The organism is Streptomyces sp. 4N124, assembly GCF_052245395.1.
In the GTDB taxonomy this organism is placed as follows: domain Bacteria; phylum Actinomycetota; class Actinomycetes; order Streptomycetales; family Streptomycetaceae; genus Streptomyces.
This window is the reverse complement of sequence record NZ_JBQQBS010000029.1, coordinates 93,750-117,646: the sequence shown is the minus strand read 5'-3', so window position 1 is coordinate 117,646 and position 23,897 is coordinate 93,750. Positions and strand designations below refer to the sequence as shown.

Sequence of the window (23,897 nt, the reverse complement as noted above, 5' to 3'; positions counted from 1 at the left end):
GCGCTGGCTGCAGGGCTGCTTTGCCTCGTTGGTGAGGGAGTCGCTGACGCAGGTGTAGTAGTCGCGGTAGACGAGCTGGGCGGTGAAGGTCGCGGCGACGAGGGCGATGGCGAGGGAGGCGGTGACGAGGCCGGATACCGCGGCCGTGGTCTGGGGGCGGGCGTTGGTGACGGGGGCCGGGGTGTCCGGGTCGGCGGTGCGGGGCTTGGCCCGCAGCGCGGTGATGCCCAAGTACAGGGAGAGGGCGCCCAGCAGCAACGCGACGTACGGCCAGCTGAAGAGGGCGAAGAAGAAGGCCCACATGCCGGAGAGCAGGGAGTACCGCGCGCGGCGCTGGGCCGGGTCCGCCGGGTCCCAGCGGAGGTTCGTGCCGGGGCCGCTGCCGCCGGGGCCGCCTTCCGGGCCGCCGCCCTGATCGCCCCGCCCGCCGGGACGGTCGCCGAAGCCGCCCGAGGAGCGGCCGGGCTGGCGGTCGCTCCACTGGCTGCCCCATGGAGAGGGCGAGCCGCCCTCGCGGTCACTGTCTCCCGAGGAGTCCTCGCCCGACGGGCGCCGCGGCTGCCACGGGCGGTCCGGCGTGCCCTCCGGCGGCGGCGCGAACGGGTTGTCCTCACCCGCCGAGCCGCCCTGCCCTTCGCCGTTCGGCTGGCCCGAGGGCGCGTCGGGCGGCGAGGTGGGGCGCTCCCGCAGAACCAGCACGGCGCTGCGCTCCCCTCCCTGCACCGACTGCGGGGGGAGCGTGAGGAGTCGCAGGCTGCGGTCCGGCATCAAGTGAGCGTCTTCCCCTTGGTGAATAACGACGTGCTGACAACTGCTGAACTGGTCCGGCGTGAGCGGTCCCTCCGTAAAACGCACCACCAACCGCCCGCGTTCCCCGGTCCGCTCCTCGCAGACGCTACCTTCCGGCCACGCCCCCGTCCCATGGGGGCCGCCCGGTGTGCCGGTATCGTTGCTGACGGTCGGCCGCTTCGTAGACTTCCCCGTATCCGGGGGCGCGAAGCATTCGTATGAACGTACATAACCACTGACGTCCATGCCGCCGGCCGCACGGAAACGCTCCCCCGAGAAAGGGCCCCCACCGTGGCCGCCAAGCCCGTGGCCAAGCGCCTTGTCGTGCTGGTCTCCGGATCCGGTACGAATCTGCAGGCGCTGCTCGACGCCATCGCCGAGACCGGCGCCGAGGCGTACGGCGCCGAGATCGTCGCCGTCGGGGCCGACCGCGAGGGCATCGAAGGGCTGGCGCGGGCCGAGCGTGCCGGGCTGGCGACCTTCGTGCGGAAGGTCAAGGACTACGGGACCCGTGAGGAGTGGGACGCGGCGCTCACCGAGGCCGTGGGCGCGTACGAGCCCGATCTCGTCGTGTCGGCCGGGTTCATGAAGATCCTGGGGAAGGAATTCCTCGCGCGCTTCGGTGGGCGGATCGTCAACACGCACCCCGCCCTCCTCCCCAGTTTCCCCGGCGCCCACGGCGTCCGCGACACCCTCGCGTACGGCGCCAAGGTCACCGGCTGCACCGTCCACTTCGTCGACGACGGCGTCGACACCGGGCCGATCATCGCTCAGGGCGTGGTCGAGATCCGGGACGAGGACGACGAGAGCGCTCTGCACGAGCGCATCAAGGAAGTCGAGCGAAGGCTGCTCGTCGAGGTCGTGGGGCGGCTCGCCCGCAACGGCTATCGCATTGAGGGACGAAAGGTAGTTATCCAGTGACCGCCGAGGGAATCGAGAGCAGCGGCAAGCGGGGCATCGCTCGCGCGCTCGTCAGCGTCTACGACAAGACCGGGCTCGAGGAGCTCGCGCGCGGGCTGCACGAGGCGGGCGTGGAACTCGTCTCCACCGGGTCCACCGCCTCCCGGATCGCCGCCGCCGGCGTCCCCGTCACCAAGGTCGAGGAGCTCACCGGCTTCCCCGAGTGCCTGGACGGCCGCGTCAAGACCCTGCACCCCAAGGTCCACGCGGGCATCCTCGCCGACCTGCGCCTGGACAGCCACCGGCAGCAGCTCGCCGAGCTGGGCATCGAACCGTTCGACCTCGTCGTCGTCAACCTCTACCCCTTCAGCGAAACCGTCGCCTCCGGGGCCTCTCCCGACGAGTGCGTCGAGCAGATCGACATCGGCGGGCCCTCCATGGTGCGCGCCGCCGCCAAGAACCACCCGTCCGTGGCGGTGGTCACCAGCCCCGCGCGGTACGCCGACGTCCTCACCGCGGTCCGCGACGGCGGCTTCGACCTCGCCGCCCGCAAGCGGCTGGCCGCCGAGGCGTTCCGGCACACGGCCGAGTACGACGTGGCGGTCGCCGGCTGGTTCGTCGGGGAGTACGCCGGTGACGGCGAGGAGTTCCCGAGCTTCCTCGGGGTGACGTACGAGCGCAAGCAGGTGCTGCGGTACGGCGAGAACCCGCACCAGCCGGCCGCCCTCTACACCGGCGGCTGCGGTGGCCTGGCCGAGGCCGAGCAGCTGCACGGCAAGGAGATGTCGTACAACAACTACACGGACACGGACGCCGCTCGCCGTGCCGCGTACGACCACGCGGAGCCCGCCGTCGCGATCATCAAGCACGCCAACCCGTGCGGCATCGCGATCGGCGCGGACGTCGCCGAGGCGCACCGCAAGGCGCATGCCTGTGACCCGCTGTCGGCGTTCGGCGGTGTGATCGCCGTCAACCGGCCGGTGTCGAAGGAGATGGCCGAGCAGGTCGCCGAGATCTTCACCGAGGTCATCGTCGCGCCGGACTACGAAGAGGGCGCGCTCGAAGCCCTCGCCAAGAAGAAGAACATCCGCGTGCTGCGCTGCCCCGAAGTGCCGCAGCCGCCCGCCGAGTTCCGCCCGATCGACGGTGGCGGCCTCGCCCAGGTGAAGGACGTCTTCCAGGCCGAGGGCGACGACCCCGCCAACTGGACCCTGGCAACTGGCGAGGCCCTGAGCCCCGAGGACCTGCGCGAACTCGCCTTCGCCTGGAAGGCCTGCCGCGCCGTCAAGTCCAACGCCATCCTCCTCGCCAAGGACGGCGCCTCGGTCGGCGTCGGCATGGGCCAGGTCAACCGCGTCGACTCCGCGAAGCTGGCGGTGGAGCGGGCGGGCGCCGAGCGCGCCCAGGGTTCGTACGCCGCCTCCGACGCGTTCTTCCCCTTCCCGGACGGCCTGGAAATCCTCACCGAGGCCGGCGTCAAGGCCGTGGTGCAGCCGGGCGGTTCGGTCCGTGACGAGCTGGTGGTCGAGGCGGCGAAGAAGGCGGGCGTGACGATGTACTTCACGGGGACGCGGCACTTCTTCCACTGACGGACGAGCGCCGGCGGCGCTGCGCGGATCGATCGCTACGTCGAACTGCGCAGCGCGCCCCAGGTGTTGGGCCCGACCTCGCCATCGACGTCCAGCCCCTTGGCGCTCTGGAACTGCTTGACCGCGGCCAGGGTGCCGTCGCCGAACTGGCCGTCCACACCCGCGCTGCCGACGCTGTAGCCGCGCTTTTCCAGCATGCACTGCACCTGTGTGACGCGGCGGTTCTTGTCGCCGTACTGCGTCAGTTCGGTGCCGGAGTAGTGCGTGCACTGGGTGATCCACGGTGGGGCGGCGGGCGTGGTGGGGGCCGTCTTGGTGGGGGTGGCGGTCGGAGTGGTGCCGCCACCGCTCCCGCCGCCGGATGTGGCGGTGGCCTCGTCGGTGGGAGTGGCCCGGGTGCCGCCCGCGTCACCGGCGGAGGTGGCGTTCGAGCTCGCCGACGGCGTGGGCGCCGACTCCCGAGGGCTGGGCTCCTTCTCCTTCTCGGAGGGCGAGGGCGAGGTGGGAGAGGCTGACGTCGGCTCGTCGTCGAAGGCCGTGCTGGTGGAGGTCGTCGGGGAGGCGGAGGCCGGTACGTCGCGCTCGGGGCGGGTGAGCAGGAAGGCACTGACGGCCACGGCGACGACGGCGACTCCCGCGACGACGGCGAGGTACGGCTTCCGTCGTGATCGGCGCGGGCTGTTCTCGCCGCTCCCGGTGGCGAGCGGGGTCTGTGGGGACGCGCCCTGCCCGTCCGGAGGCGTCGCAGGTCCGAAGACGAGGCTGGGAGCAGGGGCGGCCACGCGTTCCGCAGGGGCCCGGAAGTGGAGGGTCCGCTCGCCGGAGGCCTGTTCCAGCACTTCGCAGGCCCGCTGCCGGGAGAGCAGTCGGCCGCCCAGGGGCTCCGGCCAGGAGCTTGCGTGGCCGTGCCCAGCCGCCACGGCCGCGTCGAGCAGTTGCCGCGGGGTGGGCCGTCCGGCCGAGTCCTTGGCGAGACAGGCCGACAGGAGTTCCGCCAACGCGGGGTCCGCTGCCGCGAGTTCGGCCATCACCTCCGGCTTCGGCTCCTCGAAGGCGACCCGGTGCATCACGTCCACGCCGGTTCCGTCGCCGAAGGGGGAGTTGCCGGTGGTGGCGTAGGTAAGGCTCCCGGCGAGCGAGAAGACGTCGGAGGCGGTGTCGCAGCGGCCTTCGCGCAGATACTCGGGGGACATGTAGGCGGGCGTGCCGACCCTGCTCCCGGTCGAGGTGATCGCGCTGCTGTCGGCGGCTTGGGCAATGCCGAAGTCGATGACATGCGCGCCCTGCGGGGACAGGATCACGTTGGACGGCTTGAGATCCCGGTGTACGACATCCGCGGCGGCCATCGCCGACAGCGCCTGCCCGAGGTCCGCCACCAGCCGCCATACGCCCGCCGGCGCCAGCGTGCCGCAGTCACGGACGGCGTCGGCGAGGTTGAGGCCGGGCACGTACTGCGTGGCCATCCACAGCAACGTGTCGTCGAACCCGGTCCCGAGCAGCTGTGGCGCACGCGGGCTGTGGACCCGGGCGTGCATGGAGGCCTCCCGCTCGAACCGCCGCCGGAACCGGGGGTCTTCGGCGTACTCGGGACGGATCACCTTGACGGCGGCGAGGCCCGGGGTGCCGTCGGCGGGGCGTGCGAGGTAGACGTGGCCCATGCCGCCGCTGCCCAGGAGGCCGAGGGGGACGTAGGGGCCGATGCGGCCGGGGTCGGCGGGGCGCAGGGGGGTGGCGCCCGCCTGCTTCAGCGCGCTGTCACCGGACGCCGGTGTGTTCGGCGACACGGGTGGCTGGTCTGTCATGGGTCCCCCGACCGCTTTGTCCTACTCAACGTGCCCTTGTGTCACTCCAGTTGACCCCCTCGAAGAGACTACCGTTTCGTATGTGCGTGGAGTGCGCCCGGCGGGTGTCAGGTGACAGCGGCCCGCGGCCCCTCGGTGCCTTCAGGGGCGCCGGCGCACGGCGACCGTGGCTGATCGAGGGCGGCCGTCTGCCAGGCGGTCCGGCCAGGTGCTGACGGCGCCGGGATTCGCCGCGTCCGGGGCGCCCCAGCGGGCGGTGCGTTCGCCGGGATGCTGGATGTTGACGAAGAGCGTCTGCCCGTCAGGTGGGGCGGTGATTCCGGTCACCTCGGCACCGCGCGGGGCGGTGAGGAAACGACGGACCGTCCCGGTGGCGGTGTCGGCGGCCAGCAGGGCGTTGTTCCCGGCCGAACGGTGGGTGCGAGAGGGGCCGTTCAATGCGTTGCCCGAGACTCCGGTGGAGATCCAGAGGGTCCCGTCCGTCCCGAACCACAGGCCCTTGGGCGAGGCGAACGCGCCGTCGGACGTCAGCCGCCTGTCACCAGCGGCGAGGAACGTCTCCCAGCGGAAGCCGTGCGCCCCTTCGTGGTGCTCTGCGTCGCTCTCACGCCAGCGAATGACCCGCCCGTAGGGGTCGGCCGCGCCCGCTTCGGCCCTCGCGGCTCCGCCAGTGCAGGATGAGCAGCCGCCCGCGCTGTTGGCGAGAGCCAGATAGACGTCCCCGTCCGGGCCGACGGCGACTCGCTCGGGCCGTCCCAGCGGCGTGGCACCGAGGGCGTCCGCGGCCAGTCGGGTCCGTACGAGGACGTCGGCCTGGTCGCGCCAGCCCGCGGCTCGGGTGAGCGGGCCCTCGCCGTGCCGGAGCGGCAGCCACTCGCCCGTTCCGTCCGGGGCGATTCTGGCCACGTAGAGGGTGCCGTGGTCCAACGGACTCCTGCCCGCCGCCAGCAGTCCGCGCCAACCGCCCGCGCTGACGTACTTGTAGAGATACTCGCCGTCCTCGGCATCGGTGCTGTACACCACCGCCCGCCCGGCGGACTCGGTGACCGTGGCGCTGCCGTGCGTGAAGCGACCGAGGGTGGTGCGCTTGACGGGGACGGACGACGGGTCGTGGGGGTCCAGCTCCACGACCCAGCCGAAGTCGTCCGGCCGCGCCTCGGCGGACGCCAGGTCGAACCGGGGGTCGGTACGGTGCCAAGGGGAGCCGAAGCCGGCGGCGGACAGCCCGTAGCGCACGTCGGCCTCGCGCCGCCGCCAGCCGGGATCGTCGGTGCCGAAGAGGGCGTTGAAGTTCTCCTCCGCCGCCAGGTAGGTGCCCCAGGGGGTGATCCCCTGGCCGCTGCAGGCCAGCACGCCTCGTGACCTGCCCCCGACTGCCACGGGACCGGAGAACCGTACCGGCGAGTCGCCCGTGATCCTCCGGTTGTACGCCGAGTCAACGGCCTTCCACGTACCGCCGGACTCCCGCACCTCCAGGACGGTGAGGCCCTGGGCGGCGATCGCCTTGTCCGCCCCGCCGCCCAGCAGGTCGGGGTCTGTCGCCTCGTGGCTGATCACCAGCAGCCCGCGGCGACTGTCCGCGGCACCTTCGGCCAGGGGGAAGAACTGGACGCCGTGATGGTGGCTGCCGACCTGCATGGCCTGTTCGGCGGCCGTATTGCTCCCGTCCGCCCGCCAGCGTGGCCCGGACGCGCGCACGGCCTGGCCCCAGGGGGCGAGGACGTCGGCGGTGAAGCCCGCGGGGACCGTGACGGCATCGGCCTCGCTCGCCGCCACCGCGGTGAAGGCCGACAGGCCCCGGGCGGCCGTGCCCGGCCGGCCGGCCGACGGGACGGTGGCCGACGGCAGGGGAGCGGCGGTGGCTCTGGACGTGCCCAGGCCCAGCAGCCCGGCGGCGGCAAGGGCCGCGCTCGCGACAACGCCCCGTCGGGACAGTCCGGTTGCCGGGGAGTACGGGGTGTTCGGTGCCTCGTTCCGCATCACAGTCTCCCCTGGTTGAGGGCGTTCTGCAGGGCCTTGGTGGTGGCCGCGCCCCAGTCTCCGTCCACGGTCAGACCGGCGCGGATCATCTTGTTGAGGTGACCTTGCAGCGCCTTCACCGTGGCCTGGCCGACGTCGCCGTCCACGATCAGGCCGGCGTCGGCCCAGGTGTTGAGGTGCTGCTGCAATGCCCGTTTGGACTCCGGCCCCCAGACGCCGTCCGCGGTGACGCCGATCGCCCGCTGTGTCGCGGCGATGGTGGCGGGCCCGAACTCCCCGTCCACCACGAGCTGTTCACCATCGGCGTAGCGGCCGTACGCCGCCTCGGTGGCGGGCCCCCAGAGCCCGTCCACCCCGGTTCCGACCTTGTCCTGCAGCCAGCGCACACCGGCCTCGGTGCGGGGGCCGAAGACGCCGTCCACGTCGAGGGGCGGGGTGTAGCCGAGTGCGTTGACCGCGCTCTGCTGGGAGCTGACCGAGCGTACGGTGGTCAGTCCGCCGCCCATGTGCCCCGGGGAGCCGCCGATGTGGGCGACGTAAGCCGCTTCCGTGGCGGTTCCCCACAGTCCGTCGGCTTCGGTGCCGACCTTGTTCTGCAGCCAGCGGACTCCGGCGTCGGTGAGCGGGCCGAAGTCGCCGTCGACGACGAGGGGCGGGGTGTAGCCGAGTGCGTTCACCGCGTGCTGCTGCGAGGCGATGGAGCGGATCGTGGACAGTCCGCCTCCACTGCCGCCCTCGCCGGTGTAGGCCACGTACGCCGCCTCGGTCAGCGGCCCCCACAGCCCGTCGGCCTGTGCGCCGACCTTGTTCTGGAGCCAGCGGACCCCCGCGTCGGTGAGCGGGCCGAAGACGCCGTCCACGGTCAGCGGCGGAGTGTAGCCGAGCCCGTTGACCGCTCGTTGCTGCGAGGCGATGGACCGTACGGTGGTCAGGCCGCCGCTGGAGCCGTCGTCCGGCGGATCGCCGTCGTAGACCGGTTCACCGCCCACGATGGGATACGTGGTTCCCGGCAACCCGCTCTGTACCCAGGCGCGGAGCGCCGCGCCGGGGCACTGGGTGGAGTTGAGTGCGCCGTGGTAGGTCGCGGCGAGCGCCTTGCCGGTCTTCTCCCTGGCGGCGTGATAGAGGCTCCGGATGGCGTTCTTGGCGGCCGTGGTGGCATCGCCGTCCCGGCCGATGAAACAGACACCGAAGTGGGTGGTGTTGTAACCCTTCGCGTGCGCGCCCTCGTTGGCCCAGCCGCGCCCTTCGAAGATGCGGCCGTGCACGTCGACGAGGAAGTTGTATCCGATGTCCCACCAGCCGTTCGAGTCCATGTGGTAGTTCTGGATCGCCCTCGGCGTCTGGCTGGTGGGCCCCGCGGAGTAGTGGACGGTGAAACCGGTGCGCTGCGAGAGCGGGACCTTCGCCTCACTGACGGGCGGGCGTGCTCCCCACTGGGCACGGGAAATGATCTGAAGCTGCGTCGGGTTGCTCGCGGCGGGAATTCCGGGGTCCATCAAAGAACCGGTCTGCGCATAGGGCAGAAGGTTGCCGGGGCACTCCGTGTCGTAGCCCTTGGAGTGAGGGAACATGTTGGGGCCGGCCTTCTTGCCGGCCGGAACGTCCGTCCGCAGATACGCGATCAGATTCTTGATCGAGGTCCGCATCGCCGAGGTCGGCTCGTCTTCGGACCGGAGGAGACCGCAGATGGAATAGAAGGCGGCGTTCCGGCCGACCGCACCGTGGTCCGCGACCCAGACGTGCCCTTTGGGTACGTTTCCCTGGGCGGGGGCATCGCCGCCGTTCGCCTCTCCCCGTTCGAGGCCACGCCCCTCGTATATCTTTCCGTGCGGGCAGACGAAGTAGTTGTAGCCGATGTCCCCGTCGGCCTTCCCGTACATGTCCGACCAGGCGTCGGCCACGTCCTTCGCGCACTCCTCCTCGGTGTCGAGACCGGACGAACCCGCGCCTCTGTGGTGGATGAACACACCCCCCTGCCAAGGGGACCACGTGCGACTCGACCGCTCCGGTGATGCTCCTACCTCGTCGATCAGTTCCTTGGTCGCCTTCTCGTAATCCCCGTAGAAGTCCGCCCATGCCTTCCGCGCGATGAGGAGACCTCCTGTCGTGGTGGTGGCGGCATACGGGGCCCAGGTTGACCGGGGCCGAATGTCGATGGACATCGAGGACTCCTAATCGAGGAAGGTGCCGCACTCCGAGCTCGGCACCCAGCGGTGGGAGCTGATGTTGTCGTTCGCGGGGGCGCCATTGCTGAACGTCGTTCCGGCGAGACTGTCCACGTAGGCTTCGGACGCCTCCAGGCAGAGATGACCGCCGCTGTAGCCGGCGCCCTCGTAGAACTTGACGGCGAGGCCGGTGGTGCCCTTGTACAGGGCGGAGGTCGCGGCGTTGTCGTCGTTGCGCTGGAATGGACCCGAGCTGTCGCCCCAGTTCGAGTCGTTGCTTGCGGCCCTGCCGAAGAGGCCACTGCAGTTGGTGAGGTCGTAGGCGTAGAGGTAGCCCGACGACGCGTTGCGCCAGGCGGTGTCGCACGCCGTGGACGCCTGTGCACCGGTCGTGGGGACGAGCGCACCGAGCGCCGCGAGGCTGAGCATGGCGGCTGTGGCCAGGGTCTTGTGCATGGTGGATCGCTCCTTGTCCTGTGTGCCTGTCTCGCGTGGCTGGGGGATGACATCGAGCGGGGTTCCCGGGACGCCCGTGGCCCGCCGGGAGGCGGCGGGCCACGGGGTGGGGAGTCGGGTCAGGAGTCCAGGACCGCGCCGCATCCCGACCAGATCCACCGGTGGGAGCTGATCTGGTTGTTCACCTCGATACCGGTGGTGAAGTACTGGTTGTCGAGGCTGCTCATGTACTTCTCGCCCTGTGTGAGGCAGGTGTGGCCCCCCGCCCAGTCGTCCCCCGTCCCGTTGAAGAGCTGGACGCGCATGCCGCTCGTGCCCTTGTTGATGAGGGACGTCGCCTGGTTGGTGTCGCTGCCTTGGAAGACGCCAGTGCTGTTGCCCCAGTCCTGGTCCTGGCCCTCCGTGCTGCCGAGAAGGGTGCCGCAGTTGGTGGCGTTGTATGCGGCGAACTTGCCGGGAGCGAGGGCGTTGTACGCGTTGTCGCAGGGCGTGGCGGCCTGGGCGCCGGTTGCCGGGACGATGGCCCCGAGGGCCGCGAGGCCGAGAGTCGCGGCCGTGGCCAGGATCTTGCGCATGATGCATCACTCCTTGTGTGTGGGTGCGGTGTTGCGGTTCCCGCGGCGGTGGCGCCGCGGAAGTCTGGATGCCTGGCCCCCGGACGGCAGGCGCGGGGTCAGGCCGTCGAGCCGGTGATCTCCTCGGCCCGGGCGAGCGCGTCAAGGCTCATGCGTGCGTAGGTGGCGATGTCGTCGCCGTACAGCGGGAGTTGCTGCTCCCGGTACTCGGTTTCGAGCGTGCGTGCCGTCCTGGCCAACGGCGTCTCGTTGGCGCAGGTGGCCTCGGCGACCGCGAGGTCGACCTCGACGGCGTACGCCTTCTCCTCGCTCAGGCCCCTGGTGAGCTCGGAGAGCTTCTCGCGGGCCTGTGACGGCTCGGCGTAATCGTGGCCCGCCGCCCGCATGCACGCCGACCACTTCTTGACCGCGCCCGTGAAACGCTGGTCCTTGACGAGGTCCGCCGCGTACAGGGGCGTCAGGTTCGCGGCCGTCTTCTCGGCCCGGAACCAGGTCTCGAAGTCCCCGTACAGCCGGCCCTTGGCGTCGGCCAGGCAGCTGTCACGAGGTGTCTGGATGCTGCCGCCGGCGGGCAGATCGGCCGTCAGTATCCCGCTCGACGGCGAGCCCAGGAGCGCGTCGCTGTACCGGACGCGTTCCTGCTGCGAGAGCGTTTCGGCGTACGCGCTGTTCGGGTCGTCGCGCTGGATGTTCTGGGCCTTCGCATGAAGCCGGCTTCCGTAACCGTTTCTCTTCGCCCAGCCGACGTCGGTCAGAAAGGAACCGTTGCCCTTCAGATCGTCGACCGTCGGCAGCGCCCCCACCCAGTACTTGAAGCCCTTCTCCTCCATGCACTCCTTGACGAGCATCTGCTCGGCACGCCGTACCACGACCTCCTCGGCCTCGGTCAACTCCCGTGCCTGGCCGCCGGGTTCGGCTGCCGTGGTGCAGCCGGCGGTCGCGGCGGCGACGATCGCGACACTCGCGCAGGCCGAACTAAACATGCGCCTCATGCCCGTTGAACCCCCGTTTATCGCGTCTTGATCTCCGCGACCTACGATCTCCCAGCTGACAGTGCCGAACCAATGCTGTTGCGCTGTAGAGCAAAAGCCGAGTTCAACGGGGGAGAATGACATGCTCCGCATTCATTTCGGCGAAGTGGATCTGGCGAGAACCCGGATCGCCGTCGCACCTGATCCGCTGTGGGAGATCGCCGCGAGTCTGCACCGAATACAGTCGCGTAGAGGGCGGTGGGCCTACGCCGGCTGGTATCGCTCGGTACGGCAGCGGTTGCGGGAGAAGGGGCTGGAGCGCGTCCTGCGGGGCGTCTTTCTGCCCTTGTATCCAAGGGCCGCCTACTTTCCGGACTTTCTGACTCCCGCCGATGCGGTGGGTGATCTGGACGCGGGAGTCGAATCAATTCTGGCCACGCCTGAGCAACGCGTCCTGAAGGAGATGGCCATCCTCGACCGGACCATCGGGGCCCCTTCGTGGGCCGGGCAGCTGGCCCGGCTGGAGGCGCGCAAGGAGTTCGTGGGGATGCTGCGCGCGTACTACGACGCGGTGGTGGCCCCGTACGAGGAACAGGCACAGGCCCGTATCGAGGCCGAGCGGGCGCAGCGGAGCCGCGGGCTGCTGGACGGCGGAGTGGAGGGCATGCTCGCCGGACTCGGGCCCATGCTGCGCTGGCGCGCTCCCGTCCTGGAGGTCACCTACCCCAAGCAGGCCGACGACCGGGACCTGCATCTGAACGGCCGTGGGCTCACGCTCGTCCCTTCGTACTTCAACTGGGGTGAGCCGGTAGCCTTCGCCGACCCGGAACTGCCGCCCGTGCTCTGGTACTCGCTGCTCCACGAGCAGAGCCCGCCGCCGGAGACCCCGCAGGGCGCCGGCGCCCCCGACGCACCCCTGATCACCCTGCTCGGGCGTGCCCGCGCACTCGCTCTGAGCGCAACGTCCGCCGGCGCCACGACCGGCGAGATCGCCCGCGCCGCCGGGGTCTCGGCATCGTCCGCCAGCAGGCACGCCACCGCGCTGCGCGACGCGGGGCTCGTCACCACCATCCGCAACGGCCCGGCCGTGCTGCACACGCTCACACCGGCGGGGGCGTCCCTGCTCCGCGCCGCCACACAGCGGACGCCTGGCTGATCTCGGGCTGCCCGGGCGAGCCGGTAACCGGTCTGCGCAGGGCCTCCTGCGGACCTGCTGAGGGGCGCACCGCGCGAACGGTGCGCCCCTCGCCCCCCGTCCCCCCATCCAGGGCGTCAGCAGTTCTTGCTGGTCACGTCCTTCCAGGTCTTGCCGGCGCCGGTGTACTTCTTGCCGTTGAAGTGCACCGGCTTGCGGTGGTCCTCGGTCGGGATGCCGGTCGTCCGGTAGCGCTGCTCGTAGTGCAGGTGCGCCCAGTCGGTGGAGCTGCCCGAGGCGCCGATATGGCCGATCAGCGTCTTCGCGGTGACGCTGTCGCCCCTCTGGAGCCGCGGTCCCAGAAGGTCTGGGCCACCTTGCCCTTGAAACCGGGGTGTACCGGCTTTCCGCTGGACCCGGTGTTGCCCTTCACCACGATGTCCAGCGCGGGGTCGTGGCCGCTGTCGTAGGTGTCGAGCCGCCAGTGGGTGTCGCACTTGAACGGCATCTGGAACTCGGGCTTGGTGACCGCCACCGCGTGCGCCCCTCCGGCATACGACGTCCCTGTGCCGAGCCCCGCACCCACCGCCAGGGTCAGTGCTGTGGCGGTGAGTGCCTTTGTCGCTCTGCGGTAGACGAACACCCGTGCCTCCATTGGTGGTTCCCCCGTTCTGACGTCTCTCGCCACGCATCGATCCTGCGTGGCACGACGACGCCCGGGAACCTGGAGATGTGTAGGGCATCAGCAGGCCGGAACCCACTCGTGGGCCCGGACGGGCAGGCCGTCGCCCGGGAAGTCGACCTTGGCGTTGGACTGGATACAGCCGATCGTTTCCTCGTTCCCGGCCCGGGCGAACAGCTGGACGTCCTCGAGCGGGTCGCCGTCCGCGAGGTCGTAGCCGTTGTTGAAGGCGGACTTGGGGCTGGTTTCCTTCGCCCAGTCACAAGTGATGGCCCCGCGGAACCAGTTGTCGTCGTACTCGTACCAGGCGCACATCTCGCCCTGTCCCTCCGCCTCCGTGAAGAAGCAGACGTGACCGCGGTCGCAGCGGGCGTACCCCTGCGGGGCGGGCTCGCGCAGGGCGAGGACACCGGCTGTGGCCAGGGAACCGGCCGCGACCAGGGCGAGGCCGCCGAGCAGGGCCGGGTGGGGGCCGCGCCGCGGTTGCAGCCGGGGCAGGCGTGGAGAGCGGGCGGCGCCGGCTGCGGCCTCGACCCGGCGCAACAGGGACGGGGCGGTGTGCGGGGCGCGGGCGGTGTGCGTGGGGGCGAGGCAGTCGGTGACTATCTGCCGCCAGACGAGCGGGAGTTCGGGTGAGAGACGCAGCTCCGCGCGGCCGTCGGCGTAGCGCAGGGCGGCGTCCCGGCGGGCGCCCGGCGTTGCTCCGGGCAGCGGCAGGCTCCCGGTCAGAACGAGATGGGCGAGGACGCCGAAGGCCCAGACGTCGGCTGTGGGCCGGATCCGGTGGCCCTGCTCGCCGACCTCGGCCCACAGCAGTTCCGGCGGGGAGTAGTCGGAGCTCGCGAACGCGGGCGCGTAGGCGTGGGTGCCCGCCAGTTCCGCCGCCATGTTGAAGTCCGCGAGCCGGACCGAACCGTCCGCCATCAGCAGGACGTTGGCCGGCTTGAGGTCGCCGTGCACCCAGCCCGCGTGATGGAGGTGGGCGACGCCCTCGCAGATCTGGGCGAGCAGCGAGGGCCCGCCGGGGACGGCGACAGCCCGGCGACCGGATGTCGGACGCTCGCCCAGTCGGTCGAGCAGCAGGTCGAGGGAGCCCTCCGCCCTTTCCAGTACGAGGACGGTGGCGCCGTCGAGGTGCGGATGGTCGGGGTCGTCGACCGTCAGGGTGTCGTACATGCGGATGAGGCGAGGGCGCTGGAGCCGACGCAGCAACTCGGTCTCGCGCCGGGTGAGTTCCTGGAGGTGGCGGAGTTGGCGTGGGGTGCGGGTGCCGGTGGGCAGGAACTTCAGGGCGGCCTCGGCGGGGAGATCGGGGCCGATCGCGACGGACACGTACAGCGCCTGCTCGACCAGGGCAGCGAAGCACTCCTTGCCCACCTCGGCCCCACCCTGCGCTGGAGACCGCCGGTCCTGGAAGCCGACTACCCGGTCGACCGTGACCTGTACCTGCAGGGCCGGGGCCTCACCATCATCCCCAGCCTGTACGCCATCCACCTACCCGTCACTCTCGCCGACACCGACCTCCAGCCCGTTCTGGTCTACCCCGTCACCCGGGACCCGCTGTGGCTGCCCGACACACCCGGCAACCCGGCGTCCACAGCCCTGGACGAGCTGCTGGGCCCAACGCGCGCCGCCGCACTGCGCCACCTCGACACCCCGCACACCACCACCTCCCTCGCCGCCCGCCTGAACACCTCACCCTCCACCGTCAGCCGTCACACGGCAGTCCTGCGCCGCGCGGGACTGGTGACGACCGAGCGGATGGGCACGAGCGTCCTGCACAGCCGCACCCTGCTCGGCACCGCCCTCGTCCACGACCGGCGGGCCAACTGGTGCTGCGGGCGGGCGTCAGACGGGTACGCATGACGCAAAAACGGCCTCCGGCCCTCCCCCGAGGGGACCGGAGGCCGCGGGCGAAGTCCGCTACGGTTCGGCCGCGCCCCATAGGGGCGCGGGGAACTGCGCGACCAGCCACGACGGAGCCGCAGACAGCCCACGACCCATCACGGCACCCCTAGCGGCGCTTACGTGGTGACGCGGTACGCGCTCACCCACGGCCCGATGTCGCCGTACCCCGTGTCGTCGATCGTGATCGACCACCCCGTGCAGTTGGCGTGCTCCCACAGCTCCACCCTGGCGCTGCTCTCGGTGCGGGCGGATCGGATGCTGTCGTTCCAGTTGTCGCCGACGTAGGTGCACGCCCCCGTGTCTCCGGAGAACCAACCGTCCAGGCCCTCGAAGCTCTCCTCGGCGAAGGCGTGCCAGCTGGCGGCCGCCAGACGGGCATCGCCGGTGGCGGAGTCGGACGACGGCGCGGCGGCCGCGGTGCTGGTGGCGGCGACTGACAGCAGCCCGACCGTGGCGAGCGCGGCGGCAGCGGCGGTCACCCGCTTGAACCTGATGGACTTCTTCATGGTGCGTCCCTTCCTTGAGACGTTCACCCACCCCCGTAGGCGGACGTCCTCACCCTCGCGTGGAAGGGGCAGGGAGAAGTACCTCGGAACTCTCAGGGTCACTTCTTGCCCGGCGGCGTGTACTCCTTGAGGTAGTGGGCGACGCGGGCGGCGTAGTCGCGGTACTTCGGGGGAACACCGCCCGCGTTGTTCACCACCTTGGTCGACGTCCGGTAGGCGGCGGCCAGCAGGACCTGGCGGTCGCCGGACAGACCGGACGGCTTCAGGCGAGGTTCCATGAAGCAGAGGTAGCGGCCGACGGCCGGGATGGATTCGGCGGGGGTGAGGGGAGGCTTGGGGGTTTCCTTCGGTGCGACGCCGTCCGCGCGGATCCACCAGCGCAGGATGCTGGGCGTCCAGCGGGCGATGCCGTACTCGCCCTCCTCGCCCGCGCCCGGATCGGAGAGGTTCGGGTCGAAGTTGCTCTCCGCCTTCAGCAGGGCGGCGATCAGCGCCGGGGTGACCTCCGGCTGGACGCAGTCGTGGGCGGAGTCGACGATCAGGCGGCGGTAGGCGACCGGGACGCCTTTGTCCGTACGGAGTTCCGCGGCGCCGTAGGTGGCGGCCGTGACCTTCTGGGGCTTGTCGTCCGGGGTCCCGCCCCCGTCCGCCCAGGTGCTGATGCCGTAACCGAGCGCCGCCACGCCGACGGTGGCGATCGCGGCGGCCAGGGCGGTCGTACGGCGGGAGCGGCGGCCGGGGAGGAGAGCGCGGGGGAGGCGGGGGGAGCGGGCGGTTCCTGCCGCGGTCTCCACTCTCCGCAGCAGAGCCTCCGTGCCGATCCGGTCGGCATGCGTCCGGGTCAGGCAGTCCCGCACGATCTCCCGCCAGCTGTCCGGGAGTTCGGGCGACAGACGTAGCTCGTCGGTGCCGCGGGCGTAGGCGGCGGCCGCGTCGCGGCGGGCCGTCGGGGTGCCGCCGGGCAACGGGAAGGAGCCGGTCAGTACCAGATGTGCCAGCACACCGAAGGCCCAGACGTCGGCCGACGGGCGGATACGGCGGCCCCGTTCGCCGATCTCCGACCACAGCAGCTCCGGCGGTGTGTAGTCGGGCGTCGAGAAGGCGGGCGTGTACGCGTGCGTGCCCTCCAGCTCGGCTGCCATGTTGAAGTCGGCGAGCCGGGCCGAACCGTCCCGCATCAGCAGGACGTTGGCCGGCTTCAGATCTCCGTGCACCCAGCCGGCGTGGTGCAGCTGCGCCAGGCCCTCGCAGATCTGCGCGAGCAGGGCGGGCCCGGCGGCCGGGCGGGGGTCCGCGGCGAGCAGGGCCGACAGCGATCCCTCCGCCTTCTCCAGTACGAGGACGGTGGCGCCGTCGAGCGCGGGTACGGCCGGATCGTCGACGGTGAAGGTGTCGTACATCCGGATCAGCCGCGGCTGCTTCAGCCTGCGGTGCAACTCGACCTCGCGCTCGATCAGTTCGCGCAGATGGGCGAGTTGGCGCGGGGTGCCGGTGCCGGTGGGCAGGAACTTCAGGGCGGCCGTGCGGGGCAGGTCGGCACCGGTGTCGGGGCCGGCCCGCCGCGCCTCGTAGACACTCCCGAACGCCCCCGTCGCGATCGGCGCCCGCACCTCCCACAAGCCCACCCGGTAGCCCTTCGGTACCGGCACGGCGTACGGCTCGGTCACGGAGCCACCCGGCCGGGGGAAGGGTCGGACAGGACCACGAGGTCGTCCTCGCGGACGAGGTCGAAGCGGAGGGCGAGGGAGACCAGGGACTCCTTCTTGCCGTTGAGGCGCGGGCCCGTGTCCGCCGTGTCCGGGCCGGGCTTGAGGCGCAGCTTCACGGCCAGGTAGTCGATGTTCCACTGCACCGAAGTGCGGGACGCGGCGGGCCAGTTGGGGCGCAGGCGCTCGACGACCTGGTCCATGGTGGGCAGCGCGGCGTGCGGTTCGCCGCGCAGGCGTGGTTCGCACAGGGCCGCGAGGACGGCGAAGTAGCGCTTGGTGCGGTCGACGGAGAACGCCGGGGCGGTGGTCGCGCCGTCCAGGCCTCCCGCGGTGCTGAGGTAGTCGTGGCGCGGCGCCCAGACGTCGACCGGCAGCAGGTCGCCGGCCGCGGGCAGCACGATGCGCGAGAACTCGAAGGGGACGGGCGCGTCCAGCCGCCCGGGTCCCACCTTGATGTGCTCGCCTGCGCCTTCCGGGTTCTCCACGACGTACGTCTGACTCGAACTGAGGTTGCTCAGTACCCAGAAGGCGCCCTGCGCGGCGATGGCGCCCGCTCTGCGCGAGACGCCGTCGTGGGCGATCTCCAGGTCGTTGTCGGCGCCGCGCCCGAAGGTGAGCCGTTCACCCGGGGCGAGTCGGATCTGAGGGCGGTCGAGCTGGTCCTCCGCGCTCGGCGGCGGTACCACGATGATGCTGTACAAGGTGCGTCTCCCCGTGCCTGGCGGCTACGGGTTCAGATTAGGGCGACGCGGCAGGGCCGTGCCTTCCCCTGCACGGGTGAGACACGGCCCTGCCACATGATTGGCGCGAAAGCGTCAGTTCTGGACGACGTCAGTTCTGGACGACCATCGTGCCGGCCGCCTTGTCGTGCCAGCCCTGCTGGCGGCCCGACTTGTCCCAGAACGGGGACAGGTAGACCACGAGCTGGCCGATACCGCAGGCGAAGCTGCCGACGAGCGGGATGATCCAGCGGATGAAGGAGGAGCCAAGGCCGGGCTTCTGGCCGGTGTCGGCCTTCAGCACGCGGATGCCGACGGCGAGCTTGCCCAGGGTGGCGCCCATCAGGCCGACCATCAGCCACTCGTAGAGCAGGCTCGCGATCGCCAGCACGCCGAACACCGCGCCCAGCGAAGCCACGATGTCGGAGGAGGCGTCGTTGATGCAGCTGTTGTAGTCGGCCGCGTTCGGGTCGCAGTCCTGGGCCGCGCCGATGGAACCGGCGATACCCGCGAACGTGAGGACGCCGTAGAGCACGCCGATGATCAGGGCGTCGAGCAGCCGCGCACCGAACCGGCGGCCCATCGACGCGACCTGCGGATAACCCGGACCGCCGGGAGCACCCGGAACACCGGGACCGCCCGGGTACTGCGGGTAGCCGTAACCGCCCTGCGGAGGGACGCCGCCTTGCGGTGCCTGCGGGTAGCCCTGCGGCGCCTGCGGATAGCCGTAGCCGGGCTGGCCCTGCTGGGGGTAGCCGTACCCGGGCTGTTGCGGCTGTTGCGGCTGCTGTGGGTTCTGTGGCTGACCGTAGGGGTTGTTGGGCGAGCCGAAACTCATACTGGGTTCCTCCGTTGCGCGGGTGGGGACGGTGCGGAGGCGCGGAGGAACATCAGATCTGAGCGGCTTGCCCCCCAACACGGACCGCGATATGGCGCCGCTCATCGTTCTTTATGGATGACTTATTTGTCCAGCCGCGTTCGCTGTGTGTTGTGCAAGTGCAACATCCACGAGCGGCCCGGACCGGCGGCGGCCGGGACCCGGATTGGAACCAGGGCCCGGTCATCCGGGAGGATGGACCCATGACCGCCCAGATTCTCGATGGCAAGGCCACCGCAGCCGCGATCAAGTCCGATCTGACCGCCCGCGTGGCGGCGCTGAAGGAGAAGGGCATCACGCCCGGCCTCGGCACGATCCTGGTCGGGGAAGACCCCGGCAGCCAGAAGTACGTCGCCGGCAAGCACCGCGACTGTGCCCAGGTCGGCATCGCCTCCATCCAGCGCGAGTTGCCCGCGACGGCGACGCAGGAGGAGATCGAGGCGGTGGTGCGCGAGCTGAACGAGGACCCCGCCTGCACCGGTTACATCGTCCAGCTGCCCCTCCCCAGAGGCATCGACGAGAACCGCATCCTGGAACTGATGGACCCGGACAAGGACGCGGACGGACTGCACCCGATGAACCTCGGCAGGCTGGTGCTCAACGAGCCCGCGCCGCTGCCCTGCACCCCGAACGGCGTGCTCACCCTGCTGCGCCGCTACGGCGTGGAGATCAAGGGCGCCGAGGTCGTGGTCGTCGGCCGCGGTGTCACCATCGGCCGCCCGATGCCGCTGCTGCTGACCCGGCGCAGCGAGAACGCGACCGTGACCCAGTGCCACACGGGCACGCGGGACCTCTCGGCGCATCTGCGGAACGCCGACATCATCATCGCCGCCGCCGGTTCCGCCCATCTGATCCGCCCCGAGGACGTCAAGCCCGGCGCCGCCGTCCTCGACGTCGGTGTCTCGCGCAGCGCCGAGGGCAAGATCGTCGGCGATGTCCACCCGGACGTCGCGAAGGTCGCCGGCTGGATCTCCCCCAACCCCGGCGGCGTCGGCCCGATGACCCGGGCGCAGCTGCTGGTCAACGTGGTCGAGGCGGCGGAGCGCAGTGTCGGCTGACGGCAGCGGCGTGTCGGCTGACGGCAGCGACGTGGAGAAGGTGACGCCCGCCGGCGAGGCGGCCGAGGAACTCGAGGTGCGGGACGCGGTCAGCGCGCCCGATGCCGAGGGCAGGGCGCGGCGGGTCACTCGCCGCTTTCCGCTGTTCACGAGGGACACGGCGCGTCCGGAGGGCGGGGGGCGCGCCGCGGGCGGTGACGCTCCGGCGCCGGCCCGGCAGTGGCCGATGCTGGCGGTGCTGTCGCTGGTGGGGGTGGGGCTGCTGGTGACCGCGCTGGATGCGTTCCGTATCGGCACGTTGCTGATCGGCGTTGCTCTGGTGGGTGGGGCGGTGCTGCGGTTTGTGCTGCCGGGTGTGGGGATGCTTGCGGTTCGGTCGCGGTTTACGGATATCGCCACGTATGGGGTGTTGGGGCTGGCGATCGTGATGTTGGCGCTGATGGTGCAGCCGGATCCTTGGCTGGAGATTCCGTTCTTGAAGGACACGCTGCACTTCACTGTCGACACGTAGATTGTCGGTTTTCTGCGGCGCCGTCGTGGCTTGTCGCGCCCACGCGGCGGAGCCGCATATCGATACAGCCCCGCGCCCCTTCGGGGCGCGGCCGGAACCGGTCTGGCTCTGACGTCGTCATGTGCAGCGGAGGTGAGCGATGGGCGGGTGGCAGCCGTTGCCTGACGATCTGCCGCCGGAGGTACGGCACTTCGTGGAGCAGCTGCGGCAGGTGAAGGACCAGACCGGCCTCAGCCTGGTCGCGCTCGGCGCGCGTACCGCGTACAGCAAGTCCTCCTGGCACCGCTACCTCAACGCCACGCAGCCGCCGCCCCGGCAGGCCGTGGTCGCGCTGTGCCGGGTCGCGGGTGTGGACGCGGAACGCCTGGGCGTGCGCTGGGAGATGGCGGTGGAGGCGTGGCCGCGACCGGCGGGGCCGCAGAAGGGGGACGAGGGCGAGGAGTACGAGGACGACCCCACGCGTCCGTGGTGGGACACGCCGGACGAGGTGCCGGCCGCGGATCCGTCCCGTCGGCTGCTGGTGGTGGCCGTCGTGCTCGTACTGGTTCTGCTGGCGTTGACGGTGATCGGCGTCGTCGTCTTCGGATAGGGCCATGCGCGCCCGCAGGTGCTGGGGGTTGTGGGACCTGTGCGCTTTCGGTGACCGCATATGTGCGTTCTGTGTGTCGATGTGTTGACAAGTTCGGGGATTTACGACGAAGTCGCTCAACAATCGGGCTAGCGTGGTCAATCGGGACGGTCCGGGACGTCTCGAGTGTCTGCCAGGAGTACTGCCGGGTGGGGTCGGGGAGAGGGCGCCACCGGTGGGAGACTGGACCACGGTCCGGTGGGCGTGCGACGGTGCATGCCCGCGGCCCCGACGCACCCGTGCGCCCCCACCCCGGGAACTGAGATCCTGACTGGGCGCATCCCTGTGGGTAGCCAGAACGGGGACTCGGCAGAGGGCACCATGCGCGGGGGCAGGAAACAGCACGAACCGGGGGGAAGAGGGGGGACGTAATGCCTCGTTGGAGGGCCTTGCCGGATGAACTCGATCCGCAGGTCAGGGAGTTCGCGAGCCAGTTGCGGAGGCTGGTGGACCGCAGCGGCCTGAGCGTCGCCGCGGTGGCCGACCGCACGGGCTACAGCAAGACGTCCTGGGAGCGTTATCTCAATGGCCGGCTGCTCGCGCCCAAGGGTGCGATCGTCGCGCTGGCCGAGGTGACCGGGACCAATCCCATCCATCTGACGACCATGTGGGAGCTGGCCGAGCGTGCGTGGAGCCGTTCGGAGATGCGCCACGACATGACCATGGAGGCGATCCGGATCTCCCAGGCGCGTGCCGCGCTCGGGGAGTTCGGGGCGCCGCCTGCCAACGGGAAGAGCGGCAAGACGGCCCGTAAGAGCGGCAGCGCGACGGCGACGCCGGGGATTGCGGGACCGGCGGGGGTGGCACCGACGGTGCCGCCGCAGCCGACGGGGCCGGATGTGCAGGACGCGGTGCCCGGGGCGCCCGGTCGCTCCGGTGGGGGCAACTCGTGGGGGATGGCCGGGTATGCGGGGCCTTCGCAGGCTGGGGGGTCGAGAGCGGCGGGTGTGGGCGCGGGTGTGGGTGCGCCTGCGGGTGCTGCCGTGCCGGGGGCGTTCGGTGAACCGCCGCAGGGGCCTCGTCCGGGGGACGGTTCGCCGTCCGGCGGGGCTTCGGGGAAGCGCAAGGCGACGATGTTCCTCGCGGGGGTCGTCGGGGTGCTCGTCGTGGCCGCCGCCGCGTTCTTCTTCATGGAGCGCGGCGACGACAAGCCCAAGGACACCGCCAAGTCGCCCTCGCCGTCCGCCAGCTCCGATCCCGCGCTGCCCGCCGGGGTCAAGTGCAGTGGCGCCGACTGCACGGGCAAGGACGCGGAGGCCATGGGGTGCAGTGGGGACCTGGTGACCACCGCGAAGACGGCGACTGTCGGTACGACCGTCGTGGAGGTGCGGTACAGCGAGACCTGTGGCGCGGCGTGGGGGCGTATCACCGCGGCCGCGCAGGGCGACGAGGTGCAGGTGACGGTGGGGAAGGCCGAGCAGACGGGGTCCATCACCGCCGCCGGGGACACGATCGCGTACACGCCGATGGTGGCCGTGAAGGATGCGGGTGAGGCGGAGGCGTGCGTGACGTTGGCCTCCGGGGAGCAGGGCTGTACGGAGTAGTTGGGCAGTCGTGCCGCTGGGGCGGCACGACTGCCCGCAGGCTGAGCCAAAAGAATTCCCGTACGGCAGGAATGGCCACCCGCATCGGGGGCAGGCGGGAACTACCCCCACGGGAGTCCGGCTGTGTCGGTACCCCCACCTGGCGGCCGCTGTTGTCCCCCCTCTCCCGGGCATGGCGGCCGCCTTCTTTTGGGGGCTGTGGGGTGGGCCACAGGGGGCCGGACGTCCGGGATTGCGGATGCGCGATAGCCTGACCGGTGATCTCTCTTGACGCCAAGAGATCGATCATTCGGACCCCCGGGGCAGGGACGCCCCACCGCCAGCTGTCATACGGAGAACGCCATGACCCGCACTCCCGTGAACGTCACCGTCACCGGCGCGGCCGGCCAGATCGGTTACGCCCTGCTCTTCCGCATCGCCTCCGGCCAGCTGCTCGGCGCGGACGTGCCGGTCAAGCTGCGGCTCCTGGAGATCACCCCGGCGCTGAAGGCCGCCGAGGGCACCGCCATGGAGCTGGACGACTGCGCGTTCCCCCTCCTCCAGGGCATCGAGATCACCGACGACCCCAACGTCGCCTTCGACGGCGCCAACGTCGCGCTGCTCGTGGGTGCCCGCCCCCGCACCAAGGGCATGGAGCGCGGTGACCTCCTGGAGGCCAACGGCGGCATCTTCAAGCCGCAGGGCCAGGCCATCAACGCCCACGCCGCGGACGACATCAAGGTCCTGGTCGTCGGCAACCCGGCCAACACCAACGCGCTCATCGCGCAGGCCGCCGCCCCGGACGTACCGGCCGAGCGGTTCACCGCGATGACCCGCCTCGACCACAACCGCGCGCTGACCCAGCTCGCGAAGAAGACGGGCTCGACGGTCGCCGACATCAAGCGGCTGACCATCTGGGGCAACCACTCCGCCACCCAGTACCCGGACATCTTCCACGCCACGGTCGCCGGCAAGAACGCCGCCGAGGTCGTCAACGACGAGAAGTGGCTGGCCGAGGACTTCATCCCGACCGTCGCCAAGCGCGGCGCCGCCATCATCGAGGCCCGCGGCGCGTCCTCCGCGGCCTCCGCCGCCAACGCCGCCATCGACCACGTCCACACCTGGGTCAACGGCACCGCCGACGGCGACTGGGTGTCGATGGGTATTCCGTCCGACGGTTCGTACGGCGTCCCGGAGGGCCTCATCTCCTCCTTCCCGGTCACCACCAAGGACGGCAAGTACGAGATCGTCCAGGGCCTGGACATCAACGAGTTCTCCCGCGCCCGTATCGACGCCTCCGTCAAGGAGCTCGAGGAGGAGCGCGAGGCGGTCCGCGGTCTCGGCCTCATCTGAGCCGACGTTGTCTTTCGATCCCCGGGCCGCGGTGCGCGTGGCCCGGGGATCAGTGCGT

Annotated in this window: 22 protein-coding genes; 9 read left to right on the top strand and 13 right to left on the bottom strand. The window is 71.0% G+C overall.

Annotation, left to right across the window (positions count from 1 at the left end):
- On the bottom strand, window positions 1–768 hold a 768-nt coding region (locus ACTWQO_RS27340), incomplete at its 3' end, for a hypothetical protein (protein WP_443240014.1).
- A 312-nt stretch (window positions 769–1,080) separates the two neighbouring features.
- On the opposite strand from ACTWQO_RS27340, the gene purN reads away from it, so the two are divergent.
- Together purN and purH are read left to right on the top strand one after the other, a co-directional pair.
- Window positions 1,081–1,710: a phosphoribosylglycinamide formyltransferase gene (purN, locus tag ACTWQO_RS27335; RefSeq protein ID WP_443240013.1), complete on the top strand. Its 630-nt coding sequence runs from the start codon at window positions 1,081–1,083 to the stop codon at window positions 1,708–1,710.
- The gene (purH, locus tag ACTWQO_RS27330) at window positions 1,707–3,278 is read left to right on the top strand and encodes a bifunctional phosphoribosylaminoimidazolecarboxamide formyltransferase/IMP cyclohydrolase (RefSeq protein ID WP_443240012.1); all 1,572 of its coding nucleotides are present in this window, start codon (window positions 1,707–1,709) and stop codon (window positions 3,276–3,278) included. Before purN ends, purH begins: the two co-directional genes overlap by 4 nt.
- Window positions 3,279–3,313: 35 nt before the next feature.
- On the opposite strand, the gene ACTWQO_RS27325 is transcribed toward purH, so the two are convergent.
- The 6 genes from ACTWQO_RS27325 to ACTWQO_RS27300 form a co-directional block, all read right to left on the bottom strand.
- Window positions 3,314–5,080, bottom strand: a complete 1,767-nt coding sequence (locus ACTWQO_RS27325; protein ID WP_443240011.1) for a protein kinase domain-containing protein — start codon at window positions 5,078–5,080, stop codon at window positions 3,314–3,316.
- A 141-nt stretch (window positions 5,081–5,221) separates the two neighbouring features.
- The gene (locus tag ACTWQO_RS27320) at window positions 5,222–7,060 is read right to left on the bottom strand and encodes a PhoX family protein (RefSeq protein WP_443240010.1); all 1,839 of its coding nucleotides are present in this window, start codon (window positions 7,058–7,060) and stop codon (window positions 5,222–5,224) included.
- Window positions 7,060–9,225, bottom strand: a complete 2,166-nt coding sequence (locus tag ACTWQO_RS27315; protein WP_443240009.1) for a peptidoglycan recognition protein family protein — start codon at window positions 9,223–9,225, stop codon at window positions 7,060–7,062. Before ACTWQO_RS27315 ends, ACTWQO_RS27320 begins: the two co-directional genes overlap by 1 nt.
- 9 nt (window positions 9,226–9,234) lie before the next feature.
- Entirely contained in the window at window positions 9,235–9,684 is a 450-nt protein-coding gene (locus ACTWQO_RS27310) for a hypothetical protein (protein WP_443240008.1), read from the bottom strand.
- Window positions 9,685–9,803: 119 nt separating this feature from the next.
- Window positions 9,804–10,259 (bottom strand): hypothetical protein, encoded by a 456-nt coding sequence (locus ACTWQO_RS27305; RefSeq protein WP_443240007.1) that lies wholly within the window; start codon window positions 10,257–10,259, stop codon window positions 9,804–9,806.
- A 98-nt stretch (window positions 10,260–10,357) separates the two neighbouring features.
- Window positions 10,358–11,251 (bottom strand): hypothetical protein, encoded by an 894-nt coding sequence (locus tag ACTWQO_RS27300; protein WP_443240006.1) that lies wholly within the window; start codon window positions 11,249–11,251, stop codon window positions 10,358–10,360.
- 121 nt (window positions 11,252–11,372) lie between these two features.
- Between ACTWQO_RS27300 and ACTWQO_RS27295 the strand changes: the two genes are divergently transcribed.
- Window positions 11,373–12,386, top strand: a complete 1,014-nt coding sequence (locus ACTWQO_RS27295) for a helix-turn-helix domain-containing protein (RefSeq protein ID WP_443240005.1) — start codon at window positions 11,373–11,375, stop codon at window positions 12,384–12,386.
- 292 nt (window positions 12,387–12,678) lie between these two features.
- Here the strand turns inward: ACTWQO_RS27295 and ACTWQO_RS27290 are convergent, their stop codons facing one another.
- Window positions 12,679–13,020, bottom strand: a complete 342-nt coding sequence (locus ACTWQO_RS27290; protein ID WP_443240004.1) for a hypothetical protein — start codon at window positions 13,018–13,020, stop codon at window positions 12,679–12,681.
- A gap of 87 nt (window positions 13,021–13,107) precedes the next feature.
- Window positions 13,108–14,424 (bottom strand): protein kinase domain-containing protein, encoded by a 1,317-nt coding sequence (locus ACTWQO_RS27285; protein WP_443240003.1) that lies wholly within the window; start codon window positions 14,422–14,424, stop codon window positions 13,108–13,110.
- Between ACTWQO_RS27285 and ACTWQO_RS27280 the strand changes: the two genes are divergently transcribed.
- Window positions 14,356–14,913 (top strand): ArsR/SmtB family transcription factor, encoded by a 558-nt coding sequence (locus ACTWQO_RS27280; protein ID WP_443240024.1) that lies wholly within the window; start codon window positions 14,356–14,358, stop codon window positions 14,911–14,913. The genes ACTWQO_RS27285 and ACTWQO_RS27280 overlap by 69 nt on opposite strands.
- A gap of 158 nt (window positions 14,914–15,071) precedes the next feature.
- Here ACTWQO_RS27280 and ACTWQO_RS27275 read toward each other — a convergent pair whose 3' ends face one another.
- The 4 genes from ACTWQO_RS27275 to ACTWQO_RS27260 form a co-directional block, all read right to left on the bottom strand.
- Window positions 15,072–15,461, bottom strand: a complete 390-nt coding sequence (locus ACTWQO_RS27275; protein WP_443240002.1) for a peptidase inhibitor family I36 protein — start codon at window positions 15,459–15,461, stop codon at window positions 15,072–15,074.
- Window positions 15,462–15,559: 98 nt separating this feature from the next.
- Window positions 15,560–17,128 carry a protein kinase domain-containing protein gene (locus ACTWQO_RS27270; RefSeq protein ID WP_443240001.1) on the bottom strand — a complete coding sequence of 523 codons (1,569 nt, stop codon included), beginning with the start codon at window positions 17,126–17,128 and terminating at the stop codon, window positions 15,560–15,562.
- The gene (locus ACTWQO_RS27265) at window positions 17,125–17,871 is read right to left on the bottom strand and encodes an FHA domain-containing protein (RefSeq protein ID WP_443240000.1); all 747 of its coding nucleotides are present in this window, start codon (window positions 17,869–17,871) and stop codon (window positions 17,125–17,127) included. The genes ACTWQO_RS27270 and ACTWQO_RS27265 overlap by 4 nt, the downstream gene beginning before the upstream one ends.
- A 130-nt stretch (window positions 17,872–18,001) precedes the next feature.
- Window positions 18,002–18,727, bottom strand: a complete 726-nt coding sequence (locus tag ACTWQO_RS27260; protein ID WP_443239999.1) for an RDD family protein — start codon at window positions 18,725–18,727, stop codon at window positions 18,002–18,004.
- Between the two features lie 242 nt (window positions 18,728–18,969).
- Between ACTWQO_RS27260 and ACTWQO_RS27255 the strand changes: the two genes are divergently transcribed.
- The 5 genes from ACTWQO_RS27255 (at window position 18,970) to ACTWQO_RS27235 (ending at window position 23,839) form a co-directional block, all read left to right on the top strand.
- Complete coding sequence (locus tag ACTWQO_RS27255; RefSeq protein ID WP_443239998.1) at window positions 18,970–19,824, top strand: bifunctional methylenetetrahydrofolate dehydrogenase/methenyltetrahydrofolate cyclohydrolase; 855 nt, start codon at window positions 18,970–18,972, stop codon at window positions 19,822–19,824.
- 31 nt (window positions 19,825–19,855) lie between these two features.
- Complete coding sequence (locus ACTWQO_RS27250; protein ID WP_443240023.1) at window positions 19,856–20,335, top strand: DUF3017 domain-containing protein; 480 nt, start codon at window positions 19,856–19,858, stop codon at window positions 20,333–20,335.
- Window positions 20,336–20,474: 139 nt separating this feature from the next.
- The gene (locus ACTWQO_RS27245) at window positions 20,475–20,924 is read left to right on the top strand and encodes a helix-turn-helix domain-containing protein (RefSeq protein WP_443239997.1); all 450 of its coding nucleotides are present in this window, start codon (window positions 20,475–20,477) and stop codon (window positions 20,922–20,924) included.
- A 428-nt stretch (window positions 20,925–21,352) separates the two neighbouring features.
- On the top strand, window positions 21,353–22,507 hold the full coding sequence (locus ACTWQO_RS27240) for a DUF2690 domain-containing protein (RefSeq protein WP_443239996.1): 1,155 nt from the start codon (window positions 21,353–21,355) through the stop codon (window positions 22,505–22,507).
- Between the two features lie 342 nt (window positions 22,508–22,849).
- A complete protein-coding gene (locus tag ACTWQO_RS27235) occupies window positions 22,850–23,839 on the top strand; it encodes a malate dehydrogenase (protein ID WP_301983426.1) in 990 nt (329 codons plus the stop codon).
- Window positions 23,840–23,897 lie beyond the last annotated feature (58 nt).

Excerpts from the sequence above, each read along its gene's own strand:
- ACTWQO_RS27305 (WP_443240007.1), bottom strand. The coding sequence starts at position 10,259 with ATGCGCAAGATCCTGGCCACGGCCGCGACTCTCGGCCTCGCGGCCCTC.
- ACTWQO_RS27310 (WP_443240008.1), bottom strand. The coding sequence starts at position 9,684 with ATGCACAAGACCCTGGCCACAGCCGCCATGCTCAGCCTCGCGGCGCTC.
- ACTWQO_RS27295 (WP_443240005.1), top strand. The coding sequence starts at position 11,373 with ATGCTCCGCATTCATTTCGGCGAAGTGGATCTGGCGAGAACCCGGATC.
- ACTWQO_RS27235 (WP_301983426.1), top strand. The coding sequence starts at position 22,850 with ATGACCCGCACTCCCGTGAACGTCACCGTCACCGGCGCGGCCGGCCAG.
- ACTWQO_RS27315 (WP_443240009.1), bottom strand. The coding sequence starts at position 9,225 with ATGTCCATCGACATTCGGCCCCGGTCAACCTGGGCCCCGTATGCCGCC.
- ACTWQO_RS27245 (WP_443239997.1), top strand. The coding sequence starts at position 20,475 with ATGGGCGGGTGGCAGCCGTTGCCTGACGATCTGCCGCCGGAGGTACGG.
- ACTWQO_RS27290 (WP_443240004.1), bottom strand. The coding sequence starts at position 13,020 with ATGGAGGCACGGGTGTTCGTCTACCGCAGAGCGACAAAGGCACTCACC.
- ACTWQO_RS27275 (WP_443240002.1), bottom strand. The coding sequence starts at position 15,461 with ATGAAGAAGTCCATCAGGTTCAAGCGGGTGACCGCCGCTGCCGCCGCG.
- ACTWQO_RS27320 (WP_443240010.1), bottom strand. The coding sequence starts at position 7,060 with ATGCGGAACGAGGCACCGAACACCCCGTACTCCCCGGCAACCGGACTG.
- ACTWQO_RS27300 (WP_443240006.1), bottom strand. The coding sequence starts at position 11,251 with ATGAGGCGCATGTTTAGTTCGGCCTGCGCGAGTGTCGCGATCGTCGCC.
- ACTWQO_RS27255 (WP_443239998.1), top strand. The coding sequence starts at position 18,970 with ATGACCGCCCAGATTCTCGATGGCAAGGCCACCGCAGCCGCGATCAAG.
- ACTWQO_RS27260 (WP_443239999.1), bottom strand. The coding sequence starts at position 18,727 with ATGAGTTTCGGCTCGCCCAACAACCCCTACGGTCAGCCACAGAACCCA.
- ACTWQO_RS27325 (WP_443240011.1), bottom strand. The coding sequence starts at position 5,080 with ATGACAGACCAGCCACCCGTGTCGCCGAACACACCGGCGTCCGGTGAC.